The sequence below is a fragment of the Ornithinibacillus liuyingii genome (assembly GCF_055550225.1).
The window spans coordinates 203,207-223,456 of sequence record NZ_JBPWOS010000001.1 but is presented as its reverse complement, the minus strand read 5'-3'; the positions used below and the strand labels follow the sequence as shown (position 1 = coordinate 223,456).

At 36.0% G+C, this 20,250-nt stretch carries 18 protein-coding genes, 1 pseudogene and 1 riboswitch; of the genes and pseudogenes, 12 read left to right on the top strand and 7 right to left on the bottom strand.

Annotated features, from left to right (window positions below):
- Window positions 1-9: 9 nt before the first annotated feature.
- Window positions 10-1,368, bottom strand: a complete 1,359-nt coding sequence (locus ACSKT4_RS01120) for a TrkH family potassium uptake protein (protein ID WP_186868515.1) — start codon at window positions 1,366-1,368, stop codon at window positions 10-12.
- Between the two features lie 191 nt (window positions 1,369-1,559).
- On the opposite strand from ACSKT4_RS01120, the gene ACSKT4_RS01115 reads away from it, so the two are divergent.
- From ACSKT4_RS01115 to ACSKT4_RS01105, 3 genes are all read left to right on the top strand, one after another.
- Window positions 1,560-2,663, top strand: coding sequence for a CdaR family transcriptional regulator (locus ACSKT4_RS01115; RefSeq protein WP_186868514.1), 1,104 nt, complete (start codon window positions 1,560-1,562; stop codon window positions 2,661-2,663).
- Window positions 2,664-2,754: 91 nt separating this feature from the next.
- Window positions 2,755-4,167 carry a glycolate oxidase subunit GlcD gene (gene glcD, locus ACSKT4_RS01110; protein ID WP_465822675.1) on the top strand — a complete coding sequence of 471 codons (1,413 nt, stop codon included), beginning with the start codon at window positions 2,755-2,757 and terminating at the stop codon, window positions 4,165-4,167.
- Window positions 4,167-5,501 (top strand): (Fe-S)-binding protein, encoded by a 1,335-nt coding sequence (locus tag ACSKT4_RS01105; protein ID WP_465822775.1) that lies wholly within the window; start codon window positions 4,167-4,169, stop codon window positions 5,499-5,501. Before glcD ends, ACSKT4_RS01105 begins: the two co-directional genes overlap by 1 nt.
- A gap of 35 nt (window positions 5,502-5,536) precedes the next feature.
- Here ACSKT4_RS01105 and ACSKT4_RS01100 read toward each other — a convergent pair whose 3' ends face one another.
- Complete coding sequence (locus ACSKT4_RS01100) at window positions 5,537-5,947, bottom strand: YwpF family protein (RefSeq protein ID WP_186868511.1); 411 nt, start codon at window positions 5,945-5,947, stop codon at window positions 5,537-5,539.
- A 412-nt stretch (window positions 5,948-6,359) separates the two neighbouring features.
- On the opposite strand from ACSKT4_RS01100, the gene ACSKT4_RS01095 reads away from it, so the two are divergent.
- From ACSKT4_RS01095 to ACSKT4_RS01055, 9 genes and pseudogenes are all read left to right on the top strand, one after another.
- On the top strand, window positions 6,360-6,566 hold the full coding sequence (locus ACSKT4_RS01095) for a DUF1657 domain-containing protein (protein ID WP_010096853.1): 207 nt from the start codon (window positions 6,360-6,362) through the stop codon (window positions 6,564-6,566).
- Window positions 6,567-6,624: 58 nt separating this feature from the next.
- Window positions 6,625-7,089 (top strand): hypothetical protein, encoded by a 465-nt coding sequence (locus ACSKT4_RS01090; RefSeq protein WP_211741561.1) that lies wholly within the window; start codon window positions 6,625-6,627, stop codon window positions 7,087-7,089.
- 33 nt (window positions 7,090-7,122) lie between these two features.
- Window positions 7,123-7,602 (top strand): stage V sporulation protein AC, encoded by a 480-nt coding sequence (spoVAC, locus tag ACSKT4_RS01085; protein WP_465822672.1) that lies wholly within the window; start codon window positions 7,123-7,125, stop codon window positions 7,600-7,602.
- Window positions 7,603-8,619 (top strand): stage V sporulation protein AD, encoded by a 1,017-nt coding sequence (gene spoVAD / locus ACSKT4_RS01080; protein ID WP_465822670.1) that lies wholly within the window; start codon window positions 7,603-7,605, stop codon window positions 8,617-8,619.
- On the top strand, window positions 8,616-8,966 hold the full coding sequence (gene spoVAE, locus ACSKT4_RS01075; protein ID WP_186868506.1) for a stage V sporulation protein AE: 351 nt from the start codon (window positions 8,616-8,618) through the stop codon (window positions 8,964-8,966). The genes spoVAD and spoVAE overlap by 4 nt, the downstream gene beginning before the upstream one ends.
- Window positions 8,967-8,991: 25 nt before the next feature.
- Complete coding sequence (locus ACSKT4_RS01070) at window positions 8,992-9,195, top strand: DUF1657 domain-containing protein (RefSeq protein ID WP_186868505.1); 204 nt, start codon at window positions 8,992-8,994, stop codon at window positions 9,193-9,195.
- A 15-nt stretch (window positions 9,196-9,210) separates the two neighbouring features.
- Window positions 9,211-10,068: a DUF421 domain-containing protein gene (locus ACSKT4_RS01065; RefSeq protein ID WP_186868504.1), complete on the top strand. Its 858-nt coding sequence runs from the start codon at window positions 9,211-9,213 to the stop codon at window positions 10,066-10,068.
- Window positions 10,069-10,164: 96 nt separating this feature from the next.
- Window positions 10,165-11,685 (top strand): annotated as a pseudogene (locus ACSKT4_RS01060) (spore germination protein).
- Window positions 11,686-11,697: 12 nt separating this feature from the next.
- The gene (locus ACSKT4_RS01055; RefSeq protein WP_465822667.1) at window positions 11,698-14,040 is read left to right on the top strand and encodes a Ger(x)C family spore germination protein; all 2,343 of its coding nucleotides are present in this window, start codon (window positions 11,698-11,700) and stop codon (window positions 14,038-14,040) included.
- 200 nt (window positions 14,041-14,240) lie between these two features.
- Here ACSKT4_RS01055 and ACSKT4_RS01050 read toward each other — a convergent pair whose 3' ends face one another.
- From ACSKT4_RS01050 to ACSKT4_RS01030, 5 genes are all read right to left on the bottom strand, one after another.
- Window positions 14,241-15,620 (bottom strand): Glu/Leu/Phe/Val family dehydrogenase, encoded by a 1,380-nt coding sequence (locus ACSKT4_RS01050; protein ID WP_465822665.1) that lies wholly within the window; start codon window positions 15,618-15,620, stop codon window positions 14,241-14,243.
- Between the two features lie 78 nt (window positions 15,621-15,698).
- Complete coding sequence (locus ACSKT4_RS01045; protein WP_186868499.1) at window positions 15,699-17,114, bottom strand: hypothetical protein; 1,416 nt, start codon at window positions 17,112-17,114, stop codon at window positions 15,699-15,701.
- A 107-nt stretch (window positions 17,115-17,221) separates the two neighbouring features.
- The gene (locus tag ACSKT4_RS01040) at window positions 17,222-17,377 is read right to left on the bottom strand and encodes a hypothetical protein (protein ID WP_211741566.1); all 156 of its coding nucleotides are present in this window, start codon (window positions 17,375-17,377) and stop codon (window positions 17,222-17,224) included.
- A 139-nt stretch (window positions 17,378-17,516) separates the two neighbouring features.
- Entirely contained in the window at window positions 17,517-18,080 is a 564-nt protein-coding gene (gene thiT, locus ACSKT4_RS01035; RefSeq protein ID WP_186868497.1) for an energy-coupled thiamine transporter ThiT, read from the bottom strand.
- 118 nt (window positions 18,081-18,198) lie between these two features.
- Window positions 18,199-18,300, bottom strand: a riboswitch (TPP riboswitch).
- A gap of 66 nt (window positions 18,301-18,366) precedes the next feature.
- Window positions 18,367-20,154, bottom strand: a complete 1,788-nt coding sequence (locus ACSKT4_RS01030) for a M3 family oligoendopeptidase (RefSeq protein WP_465822661.1) — start codon at window positions 20,152-20,154, stop codon at window positions 18,367-18,369.
- Window positions 20,155-20,250: the final 96 nt, after the last annotated feature.

Here is a 20,250-nt window from a genome sequence, read left to right as displayed (position 1 = left end):
TCTCTGAATTTAACCGATACTAATTCTTTCCTTTGGATAGTGATAATCCCCTGATCGCTTTGTTTTCTTAAACATGAACAAGAAGGTAAGAATCCCTACTCTACCAATAAACATTAATGTCATTAAAATAATTTTAGTAGTGGTTGATAGCTCTGATGTGATACCCATGGAGAGCCCTACTGTTCCAAAAGCAGACGTTACTTCAAATAAAATTTGCGTGATGGTAAAAGGTTCATATGTAGTAATGAATAATACAGAGATAAATACCATAAAGATTGCCATTAGTGTAACCGTTACAGCTTTCATTAAATCTTCTTCATGTATTTCTCTTCTAAATATCCGTATACTACTTCCACCCCGTGCATACGTAATAATAAAAATAACTGCTAAAGCAAAAGTAGTCGTTCTAATTCCCCCGCCGGCACTACTCGGTGACGCCCCAATAAACATTAAAAACGACATAAACAAATGATTCGATTCCGAAAGCTCACTAACATCCATTGTAGAAAGTCCACCACTTCTAGTCGTAACAGACTGGAACAACGAATAGAATAACGACTCATGCCAGCTTTTTCCAACAAAATAATGCTGTACGTCTAATAAAAAGATACCTATAGTCCCAACAAATATTAAAATTGCAAAAGTCAACGTCGTTAACTTTGTAAATAAACTGAAATGGGTTAACATGCGATTACGGGAAAATAAGAAATTCTTCACTTCAATTAATACAGGAAATCCGATAGCGCCAAAAATAATTAATAAAATGTTTAGAAACTGTACAAAGTAGTCATGCTGAAATGGTATTAGAGACTCCCCAGTAATATCAAATCCACCATTGGTAACTGCGCTAATTGTTCCAAAGAAACCATGTAAATAAGCTTCTCCAGGAGAAGAGAAATATTTTAAGAAATATGTACCTAACACTAAAAATGCAATAAACTCAACTGTAAGTAATACTAGAATAATTTGTTTAATTAAACGAACCATGCCCTCAAAATTGGTTTGATTCTGGTCTGTCATAATTAATTGACGTTCCTTTAAGCCGATCTTCTTCCCTAACAATAGCCAAATAAATGTACCTATGGCCATAACACCTACCGCACCAAGTTGAAGAATAAACGCCAAAAGAAATATACCTGTTGTGCTTAACGTGTCTGCTACCGTAATCGTACTTAATCCGGTTACACTTAATGCACTAACTGCGGTAAATACGACATCAATAAAATCTACCTCTACCCCGTCTTTATAAGCAATTGGTAAACTCATTAATATAGTAGAAAATATTGCAGCTATTATGTAAAAGAATAAAATAATACGTACTGGTGAAAGTGTGTTAATCCACCTAGAAAATGATTTTGGTAAAAACATGTATTTACAGACTCCTTAGACCACTTTTATTCAGAGTGTTCTTTCGTTTTAATTATAGCACGATTCTAAAAATTTTCCTCTACTTTCGACAATTCGCTTGTTTCCCTATAAAATATTAGTACAACATCCAAAAATTATAACGAAAAAAAGACCATTTGGAAAGACTTGTTCATACGCTTGGAGGAGTGTAAATGGAATTAACCCCTACCTTAGGACAAAAAATAATAAACGAAACAAAGAAATTAATCAATGAAAATATTATTATTGTCAATAATCAAGCCATCATTATAGCAAGTACCGACTGCTCTAGAATAGGTGATTTCCACGAAGGCGCCCTTCAAACAATTAAAAACAACACGACTACAATATTAACAGAGGACCATCTACAGAGCATGAAAGGAATACGTCCCGGTGTTAATTTACCGATAACTATCGAGAATCATGTCATTGGTGTTATCGGCATTACTGGTAATCCAAAAGAAATTATTCCTCTTGCATCACTCATGAAGAAAATGACAGAGCTATTAATACGGGAGAATATTTATGTTCAAGAACTTGAATGGCACGCTCGGGCTATGGAAGCCTATTTCTTTGAGTGGGTGCAAATGGAGCAACCATCTGAAGAATTCCTTAAAAGAGGTAAACTACTTGATATTCATCTCTCCCCTCCTTTAAGGTGCTCAATCATAGAAATCGATTTCTCCAAGCATAAGGATGTCATAAATGAAATTCTAGACCTCCTTTTGTTAAAACTGCCGTGTGTAGCGATTCGCTGGGGACATAATCGTATCGTACTATTAACTGAAGAAGATAAATTCGAATTGGACACGTTGAAAATACAGTTTGAAACATTCCAGAGCTACATAATAAACAAGTTACGTATACCGTTTTCAATTGGTATTGGATCAAAATCAAACTCTTTCTTCATTAAAGACTCTTATCAAAAAGCAACAAAAGCCCTATCTCTTACAAACGCTAATACCATTACAGCGTATGATGAATTATTATTAGAGACTTGCTTGGATGAAGTTAGTCATAATGTTCGAATCGACTTTATTAACAAAGTACTGTCCCCATTAGATAAAGAAGAGGCTTTACTCAATACATTAAAAGTATTTCTAAAGAATAATTTAAATTTAAAGGCAACTGCTTCGGAGCTGCATATCCATATTAATACATTACATTACCGCTTAAGTCGAATTGAGCAGTTGACAGGACTGAATCCCAAAAACACCTATACCATTGCTGTTTTCTATATAGCTTTTTCCTTCTTGGATGAAAACCCAAAAAAATAAGCTTATAATTAAATTTTTTTGTATATTTCACCATATTAAATCATAGGCATTTATTTTAGAATAAAATAAAAAACATTTAGGAGAATAGCCTATGTTTACGGAAGAACTGAAACAAAGATTCATCACCATAGTCGGGGAGAAAAACTTCCAGGATTCAAGAACTAGTTTACTTACCTATTCCTATGATGCTACACCAGGATTTCAATCCTTTCCCGATGCAATACTATCTCCACGAAATACAGAAGAAGTTTCCAACATTGTAAAGCTTTGTAACGAGCATAACATCCCCATTACTCCAAGGGGATCTGGCACGAACCTAAGTGCTGGTACGACCCCTTTACACGGGGGAATTGTCATCCTAATGAAGCATTTCGATAAAATACTAGAAATAGATGAAGAAAATTTAACCGTAAGGACTCAGCCAGGAGTTATTACCAAAACCCTCATTGAAGCGGTGGAATCGAAGGGGTTCTTCTATCCACCTGATCCTAGTTCTATGAAAATATCTCAAATCGGAGGTAACATTAATGAAAACTCTGGTGGATTACGTGGTCTTAAATACGGTGTAACACGTGATTATGTGATGGGACTAGAGATTGTATTACCAAATGGAGAAATTATTCGCACTGGAGGAAAATTAGCAAAAGATGTAGCTGGATATGATCTTACTAGCTTATTTGTTGGCTCTGAAGGCACATTAGGAATCGTTACGGAAGCAACCTTAAAACTCATCCCTAAACCAGAAACGAAAAAAACAATGCTAGCACTTTATCAAGATCTAGATGCTGCTGCACGTTCTGTATCTGCCATTATTGCTAATCGAATAATCCCTGCTACACTAGAGTTTTTAGATCAACCAACACTAAAAGCTGTAGAAGATTTTGCTCAAATCGGCTTACCCACGAATGTCAAGGCGGTTTTATTAATTGAACAAGATGGTTCAGAACGTGAAGTTGATCAGGATATGGAAAATATAACCAAAATATGTCGAAACAATAAAGCTGTAGAAGTAAAATTAGCCTCTTCATCTGAAGAAGCAGCAGCCTTAACAACTGCAAGAAGATCAGCGCTATCTGCACTCGCTCGTTTAAGACCAACTACCATTTTAGAAGATGCTACTGTTCCTCGATCCGAAATTGCGAAGATGGTAAGCGCCATCCAACAAATTGCCAAGCGTTACGATGTTAACATATGTACTTTCGGACATGCTGGTGATGGAAATCTACACCCTACTTGCTTAACAGATATTCGCAATGAAGAGGAAATGAAACGTGTGGAAAAAGCATTTGAAGAAATCTTTGTCAAGGCAATTGAATTAGGAGGAACTATCACAGGTGAACATGGTGTTGGTGCAATGAAACTACCTTATTTGCATTTAAAAGTTGGAGAAGCAGGGATAGAGGTTATGCGTAATATCAAGGAAGCAATAGACCCTAACGATATTATGAACCCGGGAAAAATTTTTGCTAAATCCGACAGAAAAAGAGTGGTGGTTCATAAATGATAAAAACGAAAGAAAAAGAACGAATTGCTCTCGAATTTAAAGAAAAAATGGATTATGAAGAGCTGTTAAACTGCATGCGATGTGGGTTTTGCCTTCCAAGTTGTCCAACCTATATCGAATCAGGAATGGATGAAGCACATTCTCCTAGAGGACGAATTGCCATGATGAAAGCTGTTGTTGATGGGGATATCGAGCCAAATGATGATGTTAAGCGTTCTTTAGATTTATGTTTAGGGTGTAGAGCCTGTGAACCGGTCTGTCCATCAGGAGTAAAATATGGACATCTACTCGAGCAATCTAGAGATATTATTTATCAAAATAATAAACAATCGTTACCTGTAAAGGCTGTACGAAGTATGGTATTTCACAACTTATTTCCGAAACAAAATCGAATAATCAATGCCACCAGTTTACTAGGCTTCTATCAAAGGTCAGGATTGCAGAAAATAGCTAGAAAAAGTGGTATTATGAATTTTTTCCCAGATACATTAAAATCAATGGAAAAAGTACTTCCAACTGTACCAAAGAAAAAACAATTGAAGAGTAGACCAACACATCTATTTCCACTACAAAATCAAAAGAAGAAAGTTGCATTCTTCTCAGGTTGCTTAATGGATACTATATTTATGTCTACAAATGACGCAACAATGAAACTTCTACGGTATGCCGGATGCGAAATCGTAATTCCTAATACACAAAATTGCTGTGGCGCCTTACATGGTCACAGTGGTGAACGAAATAAAGCGAAGGAATTAGCGAAGAAAAATATACTAGCCTTTGAAAAAGCTCAAGTCGATTACATCATTACTAATGCCGGGGGGTGCGGTGCATTCCTTGTGGATTATGACTATTTACTAAAAGATGATCCGGAATGGAAAGAGCGAGCAACTGAATTCTCATCAAAAATTAAAGATATAACTAGTGTCCTTCTTGAATTAGACTTTCATAAAGAGCGATTAAGCCTACCGGATCAAATTGTAACTTATCAAGATTCCTGTCATTTAAAAAATGGTCAAAAAACCTTTATGGAACCTAGAAAATTATTACAATCTATTCAGGGTGTCACATATGTAGAAATGGAGGACGCAAGTAGATGTTGTGGTTCTGCTGGTATTTATAATATTGTTGAATCTGAGATGTCTATGCGAATATTAGATTCTAAAATGGAACAAACGAAAAAAACAAACGCAAAAACAGTTGTAACAGCGAATCCTGGCTGTCTACTCCAAATGAACTTAGGAATAGAACGTGAAGGTCTTACTAGATCCATCCGTGCAGTCCACATTGTAGACTTATTATTAGAGGCATATGAAACAAGTAATCATACACAATAATGTATTAGGCTAGGCTACATACTGTCTAGCCTCTTCTATATCAGCTTTTTAAACTTCTCTAATAATTCTTCACCTTGGTAACCTTGCTCAATAAGCTCACCTAACATTTCTTCAATTTTACTTTTTCGTTTATCAACAATAGTACCAGTAAAAATGACATTAATATGCTCACCTATATTGTTTATACTATCAATGGAGGTAATGAATGTTGCAGGAGCATTGCTCACTTTTGAAATTTTCACTTCGATCATAACTTGGTCACGAGTATTTTGCATATTTTCAAACCAGGCAACATATTTCTTATTGATTAGTGCCTCGATAAGCCACGTGTTTTTATCATCTTCTCTATTTATGACTAAACCATCGATTAATTCAACTTCTGTTTTTACGATATCCTCGTTATTACTTTCAACAATTTGTAACTGTTTTAGTAGGAACGTCTTCATCGTGTCCCCTCCCTTCTATCCTTCTATATAAATTCAGTGTACCAAATTTTTTTCAAATTGATAACTATTTCTAAACACGTCTACTATCAAAAAATAGGAATTGTTGCTTATCTCCCTGTTAATCTCTATTCACCTTATCGAGCATGAATTGGATTGATGAAGATACTTTGTCAATATCAGTCCCAGATAGCTCTCCTACCTATAAAGAGGAACTGGAAAACAGTAATGATGAAATCAAGGACATCATGCTCCAGGTGTACTAAAACATGTTACCAGATTTTTACGTGGTTAAATTAAACTAAATATACAAAGACTATGGGTGTTCCAATGAGGAGCACCTTTTTTAAATACACTATTTCAACTCACTGTCACGATAATGGTAATGAGCTTCTACTTGAGGAGGAAACTTCATATGACTGTAGGAAGTCAAATTAAACAAGCTGTTGCAGGATTAAAGAGTGTGCAAGCAAGCTTTGAACAGTTTGCTTTACAAACTGAAAATAAGCAAGCAAAACAATTATACGAGCAAGCTGCACAACAAACCCAAAGCATTTTAAACTCTGTAGAGCCTCGTGTACAACAGATTGAGCAGGAAGAGCCTCAATATAAGGGTTTTTAATTAGTGGGGAGTAATATCCTCCCCACTATCCATTTAATATAGAAACAGGTGAAAAAAGATGCTTAAAAAGCCATTTTTAATAGTAGTTGGGATAATATTCATTGTTACTTTAGCAGGTTGTAACCCTGAAAACAACACCCAACGTAATTCAGATCATCCTATCAATGTTACAGAAATATCAGCTAAAAATACGTACGACCAATCTAAATCCAATAAAGCCAAGAAAATCCTCTCCAAAAAAGAAAACATAACAAGGGTCTTAGCTGCCAACACAGATAAAATACTTATAATAGCGATTGAAATACCTCATCATGAACGGTTTGGCTTACAAAAGGTTAATAAAGAATTATCAAAAGAGATGGATGAAGAATTTAAGGACATTAAGGTTGAACTAGTAACCGACAAAAAAATTGTAATTGAATTAGAAAAAATTGAAGAGAGATTACAAAATCACGACATAACGAAAAAAGAACTTGAGAAAGAGCTTAAACATATAAGTAAGCTTCTAAAGGAGCAGACCTAAAATTAATAAGCATAATAGAAAGAAGGGATACAAATGCCAGATAAAAAGAAAAAGAACTTACCACCTCAGGCACAAACGTATCAGGCATTTCAGGATAAACGAGAAGTTAAACGTCCAGTTTTAAAAAATTGCGTCAAAGCTTTTCTAGTAGGTGGATTGATATGTTTTATCGGCCAGTTAATTACGACATTTTACATCTATTATTTTGACTTTACGGAACAAACAGCTGGGAACCCGACAGTCGCAACATTAATCTTTATCACCATGCTGTTAACTGGTTTTGGCGTATATGACCGGATTGGACAGTTTGCAGGTGCTGGTTCTGCCGTTCCAGTAACAGGCTTCGGCAATGCTGTCATATCTGCTGCTATTGAACATCGTACTGAAGGATTTGTTTTAGGTGTAGGTGGGAATATGTTCAAGCTTGCTGGTTCGGTTATTTTATTTGGTGTATTCTCTGCTTTTATCGTGGCTTTGATTAAAACGATTTTGACTACATGGGGTGGATTCTAAATGTTATCTGGACATAGCACCTGGTTATTCGAGAATAATCCTGTCATTATTTCTACTGGTACTGTAGGTGGTCCGTTTGAAGCAAACGGCAAAATCCCTGATGCCTTTCATATTCTCTATGATGATATATGGTTGGAACAAGATTCCTTCGAGAAAGCGCAGCAAATGATGATGGAAGAAGCATGCCAATACGCTATTAAGAATAGTCCAATTGAAAAAGAACAAGTCTCTTTCTTTATAAGTGGCGATTTAATCAATCAAATTACACCATCCAGTTTTGCAGCTAAGACATTAGGTTCACCTTATTTTGGATTGTTTAGTGCATGTGCAACATCAATGGAAAGCTTAGCCTTAGCAGCATTCATCATTAATGCTAACGGTGCTGAATACATTATAAGCGGTACTTCAAGTCATAATGCAGCAGCCGAAAAACAATTCCGTTATCCTACCGAGTACGGAGGTCAAAAACCCCCTACAGCTCAATGGACGGTTACCGGTGCTGGTTGTGCATTAGTTGCAAAATCAGGACAAGGACCACGTATTACATCTGCTACTATCGGTAAAATAATCGATATGGGAATGACTGACCCTTTTAACATGGGTGGTGCTATGGCTCCAGCTGCTGTAGATACGATTCTAACCCATTTAAGAGAACGTAATGTCGATGCTTCCTATTATGATTTAATTATTACTGGGGACCTCGCCCATATCGGTAGGGAGGTTGCATTAGACTTACTGCATAAAAATGACATCAACATACCTGATGAAAAGTTTGTTGATTGTGGACTTACAGTATATCGTGAAGATCAACCAGTATTAGCTGGTGGCAGTGGACCGGCATGCTCTGCCGTGGTAACCTATGGACATTTCTTAGAGCTTATGAAAAAGGGAGAACTGGATAGAATATTAGTCGTTGCAACCGGTTCCCTCCACTCCCCCCTTAGTGTTAATCAAAAAGATTCTATACCTTGCATCGCCCACGCAGTATCTATCGAAATAGGAAGTGATAAGTCATGATATTCTTTTGGGCATTTGTAGTTGGAGGATTAATTTGTGTAATTGGTCAAATTCTATTTGATGTATTCAAGCTCTCACCAGGACATACATTAAGTATCCTGGTTGTAGCTGGGGCAATATTAGATGGATTAGGACTATATGAACCTTTAATTGATTTTGCAGGGGCAGGTGTAACCGTACCAATCACAAGCTTTGGTAATTCATTAGTACATGGTGCCATGCAAGAAGCAGAAAAACATGGAATTATTGGTGTTATTACTGGGATGTTTGAAGTGACCAGTTCCGGGATATCAGCAGCGATTATCTTTGGTTTCATCGGTGCGCTAATCTTTAAGCCGAAAGGATAATCTCATAAAGGAGGAAACAGAAACCATGACAGTAGGCTCACAAGTGAAGACCTGCTACGCTTCTATCAAAAATATTGAAGCAACATTAGGAGTACTTGCTTCACAAACAAATGAAGCTAATGCAAGAAATGTATATAGGGAAACAGAAACACTCATACGTGAAATTAAGCAGGATTTAGAGAAACAAGTATTAATGCTAGCTAGAGAAGAACCCCAATATAATCAATAGGAAGGAAAGTAAACGATGGCAGATTGGATTCAAATCGCTCTTAGATCGATAACATTACTCACTATATTGTTCCTTTTCACTAAATGGTTAGGTACGAAACAACTGTCCCAATTAAATATTTTTGAATATATAAGTGGAGTAGTATTAGGAGGAATTGTTGCCATCCATGTCAGTACATTAGATAGCCCTTTCTATTACGCGTTAATTTCCATGTTTGTGTGGTTTATTATTCCATACGCTGTCGAGTATTTCGCATTAAAGAGTAAAGTATTTCGCAATTTTGCTCAAGGTAAAAGTACTGTCTTGATTCAGAACGGAAAAATAATGGAGGACAATTTAAAGAAGGAACATTTTTCAACGGATGATTTATTAGAAAGCCTTCGCGATAAAAACATTTTTAAAGTAGCAGATGTAGAATTTGCCGTATTAGAACCAACTGGAAAGTTAAGTGTACTACCGAAGACAGAAAATCGCCCATTAACCGCCAAGGACATTGGACTAAAAGTAGCACCTGATCGAGAACCACAAACGGTTATTATGGATGGAAGGCCACTTCTAGAACCGTTAGCTAACCTCTCCTTAAATCCTAAATGGTTAGAAACGGAACTAGAAAAAATGAATATTAGCATGGAAAATGTATATCTTGGTCAAGTTGATAGTGATGGTCAATTAACGGTCGATCTTTACGATGATAAACTTACCGTACCAAGTCCAACACAAAAACCACTTTTACTTGCCACAATGAAGAAGTGTCAAGCTGATTTAGAACTATTTGCCCTTTCAACAAACAATCAAGAGACAAAGCAGTTGTATCAACGCAATAGCGAAAAAATGCAAAAAGCGATTGACCTTGTATCTACCTATCTAAAATAGAACCCTAATCCAAAAGGGTTTTATTTTTATGTATTACATATTTTTAACTAGGTGTGGAATCGTATTAATAAACATTATGTTGGAGTTGTAAATAGAATGGTAAAGAAAACATTTAGACGTTCCACTAGAAGTAGACAGAAATTGACCGACACTGACTCAATAAGTAACATCAAGAACTCCATAATAAACCCGAACCTAGAAAAAACCATTGAGCAGTTTAAGACTTTATATTCGTATCCAACAAACAAAGATGTGGTAGTACGCAATCTACATATACCAGGACTAAATAAGGATGTTGGAATAGTATACATTAATACTATAACGAATACTACAGATATCGAAGCATCTATCTTAAGCCCCCTTCTTCAGAACCAGGATTCAACGAAGGGAATTAACGAAATTATTACTTCTCCATCTGTCAGTACATTAATAAGAATGACCGAAATAATATCAGGAATAAACAATGGGAATGTAGCTTTATTTATAGAAGGAGAAAGTCAAGCATACCTCTATAATGTGTCTAACTTTGAAGGAAGAGCTATAGAAAAAGCAGAAAATGAAAATGTCGTTAAAGGACCAAAAGAAGCATTTAATGAAAAGGCAAGTACGAATATCTCCTTAATTCGTAAAAGAATTAAAAGCGAAAACCTACTAGTAGAATCTGTAGTTATATCTGAGCGCTAAAAAAATAATGTATTTATGGTTTATCAAAAGGATTTGGTAAATGAAAAATTACTACAAAATGTTCGTGATCGCCTCCAATCATTGGATGTTAATGCTATACAGAATCTAAGCTTATTAGAACAATATATTGAAGAACGAAAATACTCTATTTTTCCAACGTTATTATACACAGAACGACCTGATCGAGCCACATCCTTCTTAGAGGATGGTTATATTGTTTTATTAATGGATAATTCTCCAGATTGTCTGGTACTCCCAGCAACATTCTGGTCGTTTTATCACATATCAGAGGAGCATTATCTGCGGTTTGCTTATGGGAATTTCACTAGGGTACTCCGTATTTTGGCACTTTTTATAACTCTATTTACTTCTTCTTTATATGTAGCAGTTGTTACCTATCATGCAGAAATGATTCCTCCTGACTTATTACTGGCCATCGCTGCTACAAGAGAAAGGGTTCCTTTTCCAGTAGGAATTGAGGTTTTTATCATGGAGTTGGCTTTTGAACTAATTCGAGAAGCTGGTTTAAGAGTCCCTAGCCCAATAGGACCAACAATTGGAATTGTTGGGGCATTAATCTTAGGACAAGCAGCAGTTGAAGCCAATATTGTAAGCCCAATCGTTGTCATCATTGTTGCACTTGGGGGCTTAAGCTCCTTCGCGATAGGTGACATTAGTATGAACTTTGCAATAAGGATATCACGATTTCTTTTATTGTTAGCAGCAAGTTTCTTAGGGCTTTACGGTTTAACTGCTTTCTTTACATTGGGATTATTTTATATGGTTTCTATAAAGTCATTTGGTGTTCCCTACTTATCCCCTTTAACGCCTAAATATAAGTCATCCGGTGACACGATTTTAAGAAAAATACTTCAAAATGAACTATTACGGCCTGGTTATGTGAAATCTAAAGACATAAAAAAGAAAGCTTAGAGGGATTAATAAATGGTCCAAATAAAAGAAAGAATCGGTATAAGAGAGTATATAGCTATTGTATTAATTATGACAAGCACTAAACTAACTGATAATACTCCCGTTTTATTATTTGAGCCTTTATACAACGCAGGATGGATGGCACCGGTAATAAATAGTATTTTATCTATTATTCCTATCTATTTGCTTATACGTGTTATGGGAAATTATCAAGAGAAGAATTTACTAGAAATCTCTGACCGATTATTTGGGAAATTTTTAAGTACATTTTTATTATTGGTTTTTTTATTAATAGCATTTAGTACCTTAGTAGTTGACACAGCGATTTATACAGATATCATTGGAACGATGTATTTTATTAGAACTCCCACAATAGTTATCTATGGAATTTTATTAACCGTTAGCGCATACGGAGCGAAAAGAGGATTAGAACAAATTGCTTCTGTTTCGTGGTTAGTACTTCCTTATTTACAGGTTACTTTACTTTTCGCTTTAATCCTCACCATTTGGGATGGAAATATTTCATTTATTTTCCCTATTTTTGGACAGAGTAGCTGGGAAGTAGTAAAGGAGAGTGCTCTAAGACAATCTATATTAGCTGATTTTCTATATTTATTTATACTTTATCCCTATTTAAAGAGTAAGAAGGATTTCTCAAAAGGAACATGGTTAGCACTATTTTTTACAACGCTAAACTTAACAGTGTCTCTTGTATGTTTTTTACTTTTTTTTGATTATAATACCGTAATGCAATTGAATTATCCCTATCATGAAGTTATTCGAACTATTTCTTTAGGCTTTCTTACCAATATGGAGACATTCTTTCTTCCTTTTTGGCTTATCGCATCATTTGTTAGGTTTTCCATTTATTTATATATTGTAGCGTTCTTGTTCGGACACATCTTTAAAATAAAACACTATGAGTATGTTACCCCATCGCTGGCAACTGTTATTGTATTTCTTGGCCTAATACCAGAAAGTCCTTCTTTCACCTTGTTCAATTATAAAGATTTTATATTCATTCTTACATCACCGGTGTTTTTCATCTTCCCTATCCTACTGTATGTTGTTGCAATGCTAAAGGGGGAATTTAAAAGTGCAAAAAACAAAAGGTCGGTTAATATCGTTTTACTACTCGCTATTCTTCTATTCTTAACTGGCTGTTGGGACCAAAGAGGAGTTGAAGAATACGCTTTTGTAATTGCTCTAGGAATAGACAAAGTAGACAATCAAAAGGATAAAGTAAGAATTACCTATTTAATTGCCAATCCAGAAACAGGTTCAGCAGCCTCTAGTGCAAGTTCCCAGGAACCACCTAGGGAGATAATTTCCTTTGAGGCTAACAGCCTAATTACAGCAAAAAGCCTTGCAAATATAGTAATAGCCAAGGAAATCACCTATGATCTTGTTAGGATGTTATTCGTGTCAGAAGAACTAGCAAGAGATAAGGAATTCGTAAAGTGGATATATGATGCGGCTAAGTCTATGGATATAAGACGTGACGTACAATTCCTAGTAACAAAAGAAGAAACCTCACAATTTATACAATCAAATAAACCATTATTAGAAACTAGACCACATGATTATTACGAAAAGATTTTTAATGTGGGAGAAATATTTGGAACAACACCACCTTCGGAATTGAATACTTTTTTTCGAATTACAGAAGCCGACGCAGACTTATTTTTAGGTATGTATGGAACAACCGAGAAGGTTCAAGAACATAAATTAAATCAAGAACCTGATCAAATCAAAGCAGGTGAGTTTCACTATACGGGAGAAACTAATACAACTCAAATTGCTGGTTCTGCCGTTTTCAAGGAAGGCCGCATGATTGATTCTTTAACTATAGAAGAGACTAAATTAACCTATTTACTTAACCCAACTTTAGAAACAGGGTATTTTCTTTTTACCTTCCCAGATCCATTTGACGAGGACTATCGAGTTGATGCACAAATTGAATTGGACAATCCAATAAAAATAGACATGAACCTTAAAAGGGATACACCTAAAATTGATGTAACGGTTCCGATATCACTTGAAGTATTATCCAATCATAGTATGACCGATTACTCAAAAGATCCAACGAAGCAGGATAGACTAGAATCATCCATAAAAGAGGATTTAACAAATAAAATTAAAGAGCTTATCAAAAAGACCCAGGAAGAATTTAAATCAGAGCCCTTTAACTGGTCTTTAATCGCTAGAAAAGAGTTTCCGACTATTCCAGAATGGGAGAAATTTGATTGGATGAAAACGTACCCCGATATGGATATTAATGTTTCTGTCCAATTGAATTTAGAGAAATTCGGGAGACAAAATGAACTGCCGAGAATAGAAGAAATGAGGGATTAAATGAAGCTAGTAATTTGGCTATTGATGATAATCATGTTCGTTTACACGATAGGATTTTCTATTACTCTTTGGAAAGGCAAAAGTAAAATAGGTTCCATTACAACCTTTTTGCTAGCACTTGCTATCGTGATCCTCCCCTTTTTCACTATTCTAAGGTAAGCATATTATTGATGAGGAGGCTTATTATGCCTCCTCAACTATTAGTAAAGCTTCCCCTGTCTATACATAATCATAGAAAGCTTCATTACTGCATGGATATAGCAATTTCGCCTTAGCGGATAGGGGTCTGCGAAGAATTGTGGTAATACAGTATCAAAGGTTTCTTTCATTTTTTCATATAGTTTTTGGTATACTTCTTCCTCTTGATAAAACTGGGTCTCCCTGCCTTGTAACCACTCTAAGTAAGATACAATTACTCCCCCAGCATTAGCCAATATATCTGGTATGATGACGACTCCCTTTGCACTTAAATATTCATCCGCTTCTGTTGAAACTGGTGCATTAGCACCTTCTACAATAATTCTTGCCTTTATATCCTTCTTATTCTCCCCATGAACTTGATTTTCAAGTGCAGCTAGGAATACTACATCTGTATCTATTGTCAATACCGCTTCTCGATTTAGAATTTCTGCTTTTATACCTGCCAACTTTACCATCTCATCTGTTTTCGGAAGGTCACCATTATTTGCGTAACTATACTTTACTAAACTAGGTATATTTAGTCCTTCCGAATTGTATAAGGTGACATTACGATCACTTACCGCCACTACTTTATTATTTAAATGATTACATTGAAAAGCTGCTAATGCGACTACAGATCCAACATTCCCAAACCCTTGGACAGCGACCGAAAGTAATTTATCTTTTAAAGCTAAAACAGTTTTAGCAAATGGATTATCCCGCTCCGCTAACCAACTTTCTTGAAGGTTGAGAAAATCATGCATTAAATAACGAAACGTATAGTAAACACCTTTACCAGTAGCTTCTCTTCTTCCTAAGGATCCCCCATTTTCTACACTTTTACCTGTAAAACTACCTCGATACGATTCCCCTGGTCGAATGCTTTTATATTCCCCCATCATCCAGTCCATTTCCCGTTCTCCTGTTCCAACATCTGGAGCTGGTATATCTTTATCTGGGCCTAAACTATCAATGAAATACTGTACATACTTTTTACATATAACATATAGATCCTTTTCGCTAAATTCTCTAGGATTAATGACGACTCCGCCCTTAGCTCCGCCAAATGGAACTTGGTGTAAGGCGTTTTTCAATGTCATAAGAGCAGCAAGGTTCACTACCTCATCTTCATTGACCGATTCGTGAAAACGAATTCCTCCCTTATATGGACCTAATATGTTGTTATGTTGTACTCGGTATGCAGGGATTCGCACAACCTGCCCATTCTCCAGAGCAATTCTTAAAAACGATTTATTGACATGATTTGGTGTAGATAGGATTGCTAACAAGGACGTAAATGCCTTTTTTCTACGCTCCCCACTTAATTCTGGTAAAAAGGATTTGTCATCTACTAAAGCTTGTAATGAACTTTTTACAATATCGACTGTTTGATTTCCCACATTAATACCTCCAACTGATTTATCTAACAATAAAATTGTAACAAAATCAACGGAAGATACCAATTAAGTTATCGAAATTTACAGAATAAAAACAGCTGCCATAACCATTACTAGTAAGCCTATGATTACTGGCAGGAAGTTTTTCCGTACCAGATCCATAACGGAGACCCCACAAAATCCTGCAATTGCAATTAAGGATGACCACGCTACGATCGTCCCTCCACCGGTCCAAATGGCTCCTAATTGGCCGATAGCAGCTAGCGTTCCTGCATCCATCCCACTCGTTTCAAGTGATGCTGCAAGTGCACCAGTAAGTGGTAAGCCTGAGAATCCAGATCCATCCAAACCAGTAATAATCCCTATTACTAGAACACTGATCGCTGCTAGTAATGCACTTTGGGGAAGAAATTCTTGTGTGGATTCTACTAATCCAAATAATAATGATGGGCCTTCCTCGACTCCAAGAATACTCCCCGAGAAATCAGTACTGCCTAGAAAGAAAAACCCCGCAATTGGAATAACCGGTCCCATTGCTTTAAACGCAAACACAAACCCATCCGTAATATGGTTCGAAATATAATCCAATGCATGATGCCTACCAAAGGCAACTGTAGATAATAATAGTAAGATAACCGCAACCCCACCAACAAAGGCTGCCCCATCTCCTCCAACTAATCCACCACTTCCGGTAAAAAGCTTGTTATACATCATATAAACTACAACGACTAAGAGAGCTAGGGGAACAAATACGGCAAAGATTTTACTCCATCTGGTGAGATTATTCGTTTTTGCTTCATTTTTTGTACTTTCAGCTGTGTTTAATGTTGTTAATTCATTTTTATTTAAAGGGTCGTCTTTAGAGCGAATAGATTTTCGATTTATTACATATGCAAGGAGAATTGCCACACCTCCTGCTATTAAAGATAGGACAAGTGCTTTATCAGCAACCAGCCCTGGATTAATTCCTGCTGCTGTCGCAGAGAGGCTTGGAGCTACCTGGACAATATAGTCAGACGATAAAGCCATACCTTGACCAGCAAGTGCAATAGCAACAGCTGCTACAATGGCTGGTAATCCTGACCGGACAGCAGCTGGTACTAGTAAAGCACAAATTAATGGTACAGCAGGTGTTGGCCAGAAGAATAAAGAAATGATATAGGTCGTTGCCACTAATACAAAAAATGACACATGACCATTAACCATTACCTTCTGTACTGGCTGAATCATTCGAACATCAGCACCTAAATCTTTTAAAGAATTGAGTAAGGCGAGCATAAAAGTAATGATGAGGAATATACTAAATAATTCTTGTGCCGCGATTAAATTGGCATTAAATATTGCTGTAAATCCATCAACAATACTTCCTTTATAAACCCAAGCTATAATAAATGTCCCAAGTAATGTTGGAAGTACAACTCCTTTTCGGAAAATCATCGTTATAATGATTAAGAGCGTAAATATACCATATAACCAATGGACTAAAGTAAGCTCCATGTACATCTTCCTTTCTTACCGTAGTGCTATAGCCTATGTTAGTTTAACAATAGCGGTGAAAAGAAGATCTCATGGATAAGATTACTTTGTCCTTAAAATTCTTATAGTTAGAAACTAACGGCAGACATGTGCTTCGCTTTATTTCCCTTCAGAACACATAACTTGCATAGTAGTTCTCCTCCATCATGATGCCCATCAAGGAAACCGTTCTCACAATAAATCTCTATTCCACAACGATTACAAATTCCAACTAATTCCTTCACTGGAACACCCCCATTTTAATATATAGAGCCAGATGGTTTACTATGTTTCAAAACAAAACCAAAAAACGACAAAATGTAGAAAAAAATAAAGGTAACCTCTAATATGAGATTACCTAGTTGTGAGCAGATTGTTCAATTTTTATGCAGATCGTAATAATCGCTTAGGTTGTTTAATAAACAAGAAGAAGACTACAATTGCAGATAATATAAATGATGGTAACATATAAGATCCATTATAAATTAGAGAAAATAACCATACCGGTTGACCTTCTGGTGCTGTATCACCCCAAAAAACGATTCCTGCATAAAAATGGGCCAGAAAACGTAATCCAGAGCCTATCAATACCCCTAAGGTAATATACACTAATCTTATTGCAATTTTACCTTCCTTAAGTGACTTTTGAATTGGCTTAGCGAAGATTCCTGCTACTCCTAAAACAGTAAAGGCAAATCCATATTCAATAAATGCTTGATATAAGTTAAGTATATATGCACCGAATGCTAATTGGAGCACTCCCCATATAAAACCAGCTAACAGACCTCCCTTTAGCCCCCATCGAAATGCAACGATAAAAATAGGAATCATTGCAAATGAAATAGAACCTCCATTAGGCATCTTAAAAGTTGGCAGTAGATCTAGTATTAATGCTAGTGCTGCAAATACAGCAACCTCAACCATAAACAATGTGCGTTTAGAACTCACTTTATTTCCTCCCCTAAATGTATTAAAAAATCAATATTCTTCGATTTTTAAACACAAAAAAAGCAATGCCAAGGGGAAGCTTCCTGATGGGGGAATTCCGCTCACATTGCTAATAATTCCATCAAAAAAGCCACCATCCCTACGCTAGTACTAACTAACAGGTTCAAAGGGTCTGAACATATTGTTCACTCTCAGCCAATCGGCTCCCCCTGTGGACTAAAAATCATTCGCTTTTTTTGCTATTGATATTGTAGCCTAGTTTTCTCTTTTTAGCAAATGTTCTTCCTTACAGTGAAACAAACTCTTCTACATCTTTCACACAAAGTGCAATAGCATCCTCCCAGAAATCTGGTTTTGTAAGGTCTACATTTAAATGCTTCATTGCTAAATCTTCTACATTCATACGTCCAGTATCACGTAATAATGCTATATAATCATCTTCAAAACTCTTATCACTTTTAGTAGCATGAGCATAGATCCCTAGACTAAATAAATAACCAAATGTATACGGGAAGTTGTAAAAAGGTGTTCCTGTAATATGGAAGTGTAATTTGGATGACCAGAAATTCGGATCATATTCGCTTAACGCTTCACAATATGCTTCTTTTTGCGCTTCTATCATTAATTCATTTAATCTATTAACGGAGACCATTCCTTGTTTACGTTCTTCATAGAATCTAGTTTCAAATAAGAATCTAGCATGGATATTCATAAAGAAAGCAATACTGCGCTGTAATTTATCTTCCAGTAACTCTAACCTTTCTTGCTTATCTTTTGCACTTTTCACTGTAGCATCTGCTACAATCATTTCTGCAAAAGTGGAAGCCGTCTCCGCTACATTCATAGCATACCTTTGATTCATACCATGAATATCATTCATGACATGTTGGTGATACGCATGGCCAAGCTCGTGTGCAAGAGTTGAGATATTGGATGTAGTACCTGAATATGTCATAAACACTCGTGTTTGTTGACTATCTGGGAAGCTAGTGCAGAATCCACCAGGACGTTTACCGGCACGGTCCTCCGCCTCAATCCAGCGTTTCTCAAATGTCATCTTTGCAAAATCTGCCATTTTAGGACTAAACTTATTAAAGTTCTCCATAATAAAATTCGCAGCTTTTGTATATGGTACTTTCTTTACCGTTTTCGCTATAGGGGCACTAATATCATATATACTTAGTTTATCTTTACCGAGAAGCTCGGCCTTTTTATTTAAATACTTTACAAAATGTTTTTTATTTCTTGAAATGGCATTCCACATAACATCTAACGTTTCACGCTTCATCCGATTTATTTTAAGCGGTTCTTTCAAGACATCTTCCCAACCACGATGTTTATATGTTTGTAATCGAAATCCAGCTAAATGATTAAGTGTTTGTGCAAATAAATCTGCATTGTCTTCCCAAGCTTTACTAATCTGCTCAAATACATACTTTCGAAATTCTGGGTCTGAGCTGCTTAATTTATTGGCAGCTTGCCCAACAGAATAGAATTTCGTTTCTCCATTTTCTTCAATTTGTACTGACATTTTGCCTACGATAACTTCATACATTTGTCCCCAAGCATTATAACCATCAACCGCTAAATCATTAATTAGCACTTCTTGTTCCTTTGGAAGCATCTCTTTTGCTTGTGATCTTGTTTCATCAAGTACAAAAGCTACCTCTTGTAATGATGTATGCTGTAGTAGTTCTCCCCATTCCGAGTCCGGAATAGATGCAAGTTTTTGATTTAACGTAGTATGTATCGTTCCCATCTTCGCGCCTAAATCACTTCGTTTGGCGACCAGTAGGTTAGCGTTAGTATCCTTCACATTCTGTGCACTTAAACAACTAATAAATGCAAAGGACTCTCGAAGCTTTTTCATCGTTTTTTCCAGTTTTGCTACTATATTAGCTAACTCATCAGTTATTCCCTGACCTTCCGGATTAAATGCTTGAACAATTGTCGTTAACTCTTTCATTTCATCTTCTACTGTCTTTAGGTAGGATTGAAACTCCTGTGACTCACTTCCACCTGGAAAGATTACATCCAGATCCCATGTTTTCTCGTATTCTCTTACTTTTTGCATCAAACCTCTCCTTTATAAAAAATTTCAACTAATTAATATATTAACAATAAGTTCATCATTTTTCACTAGAAATATTTTGGAAACCGAAATATTTTA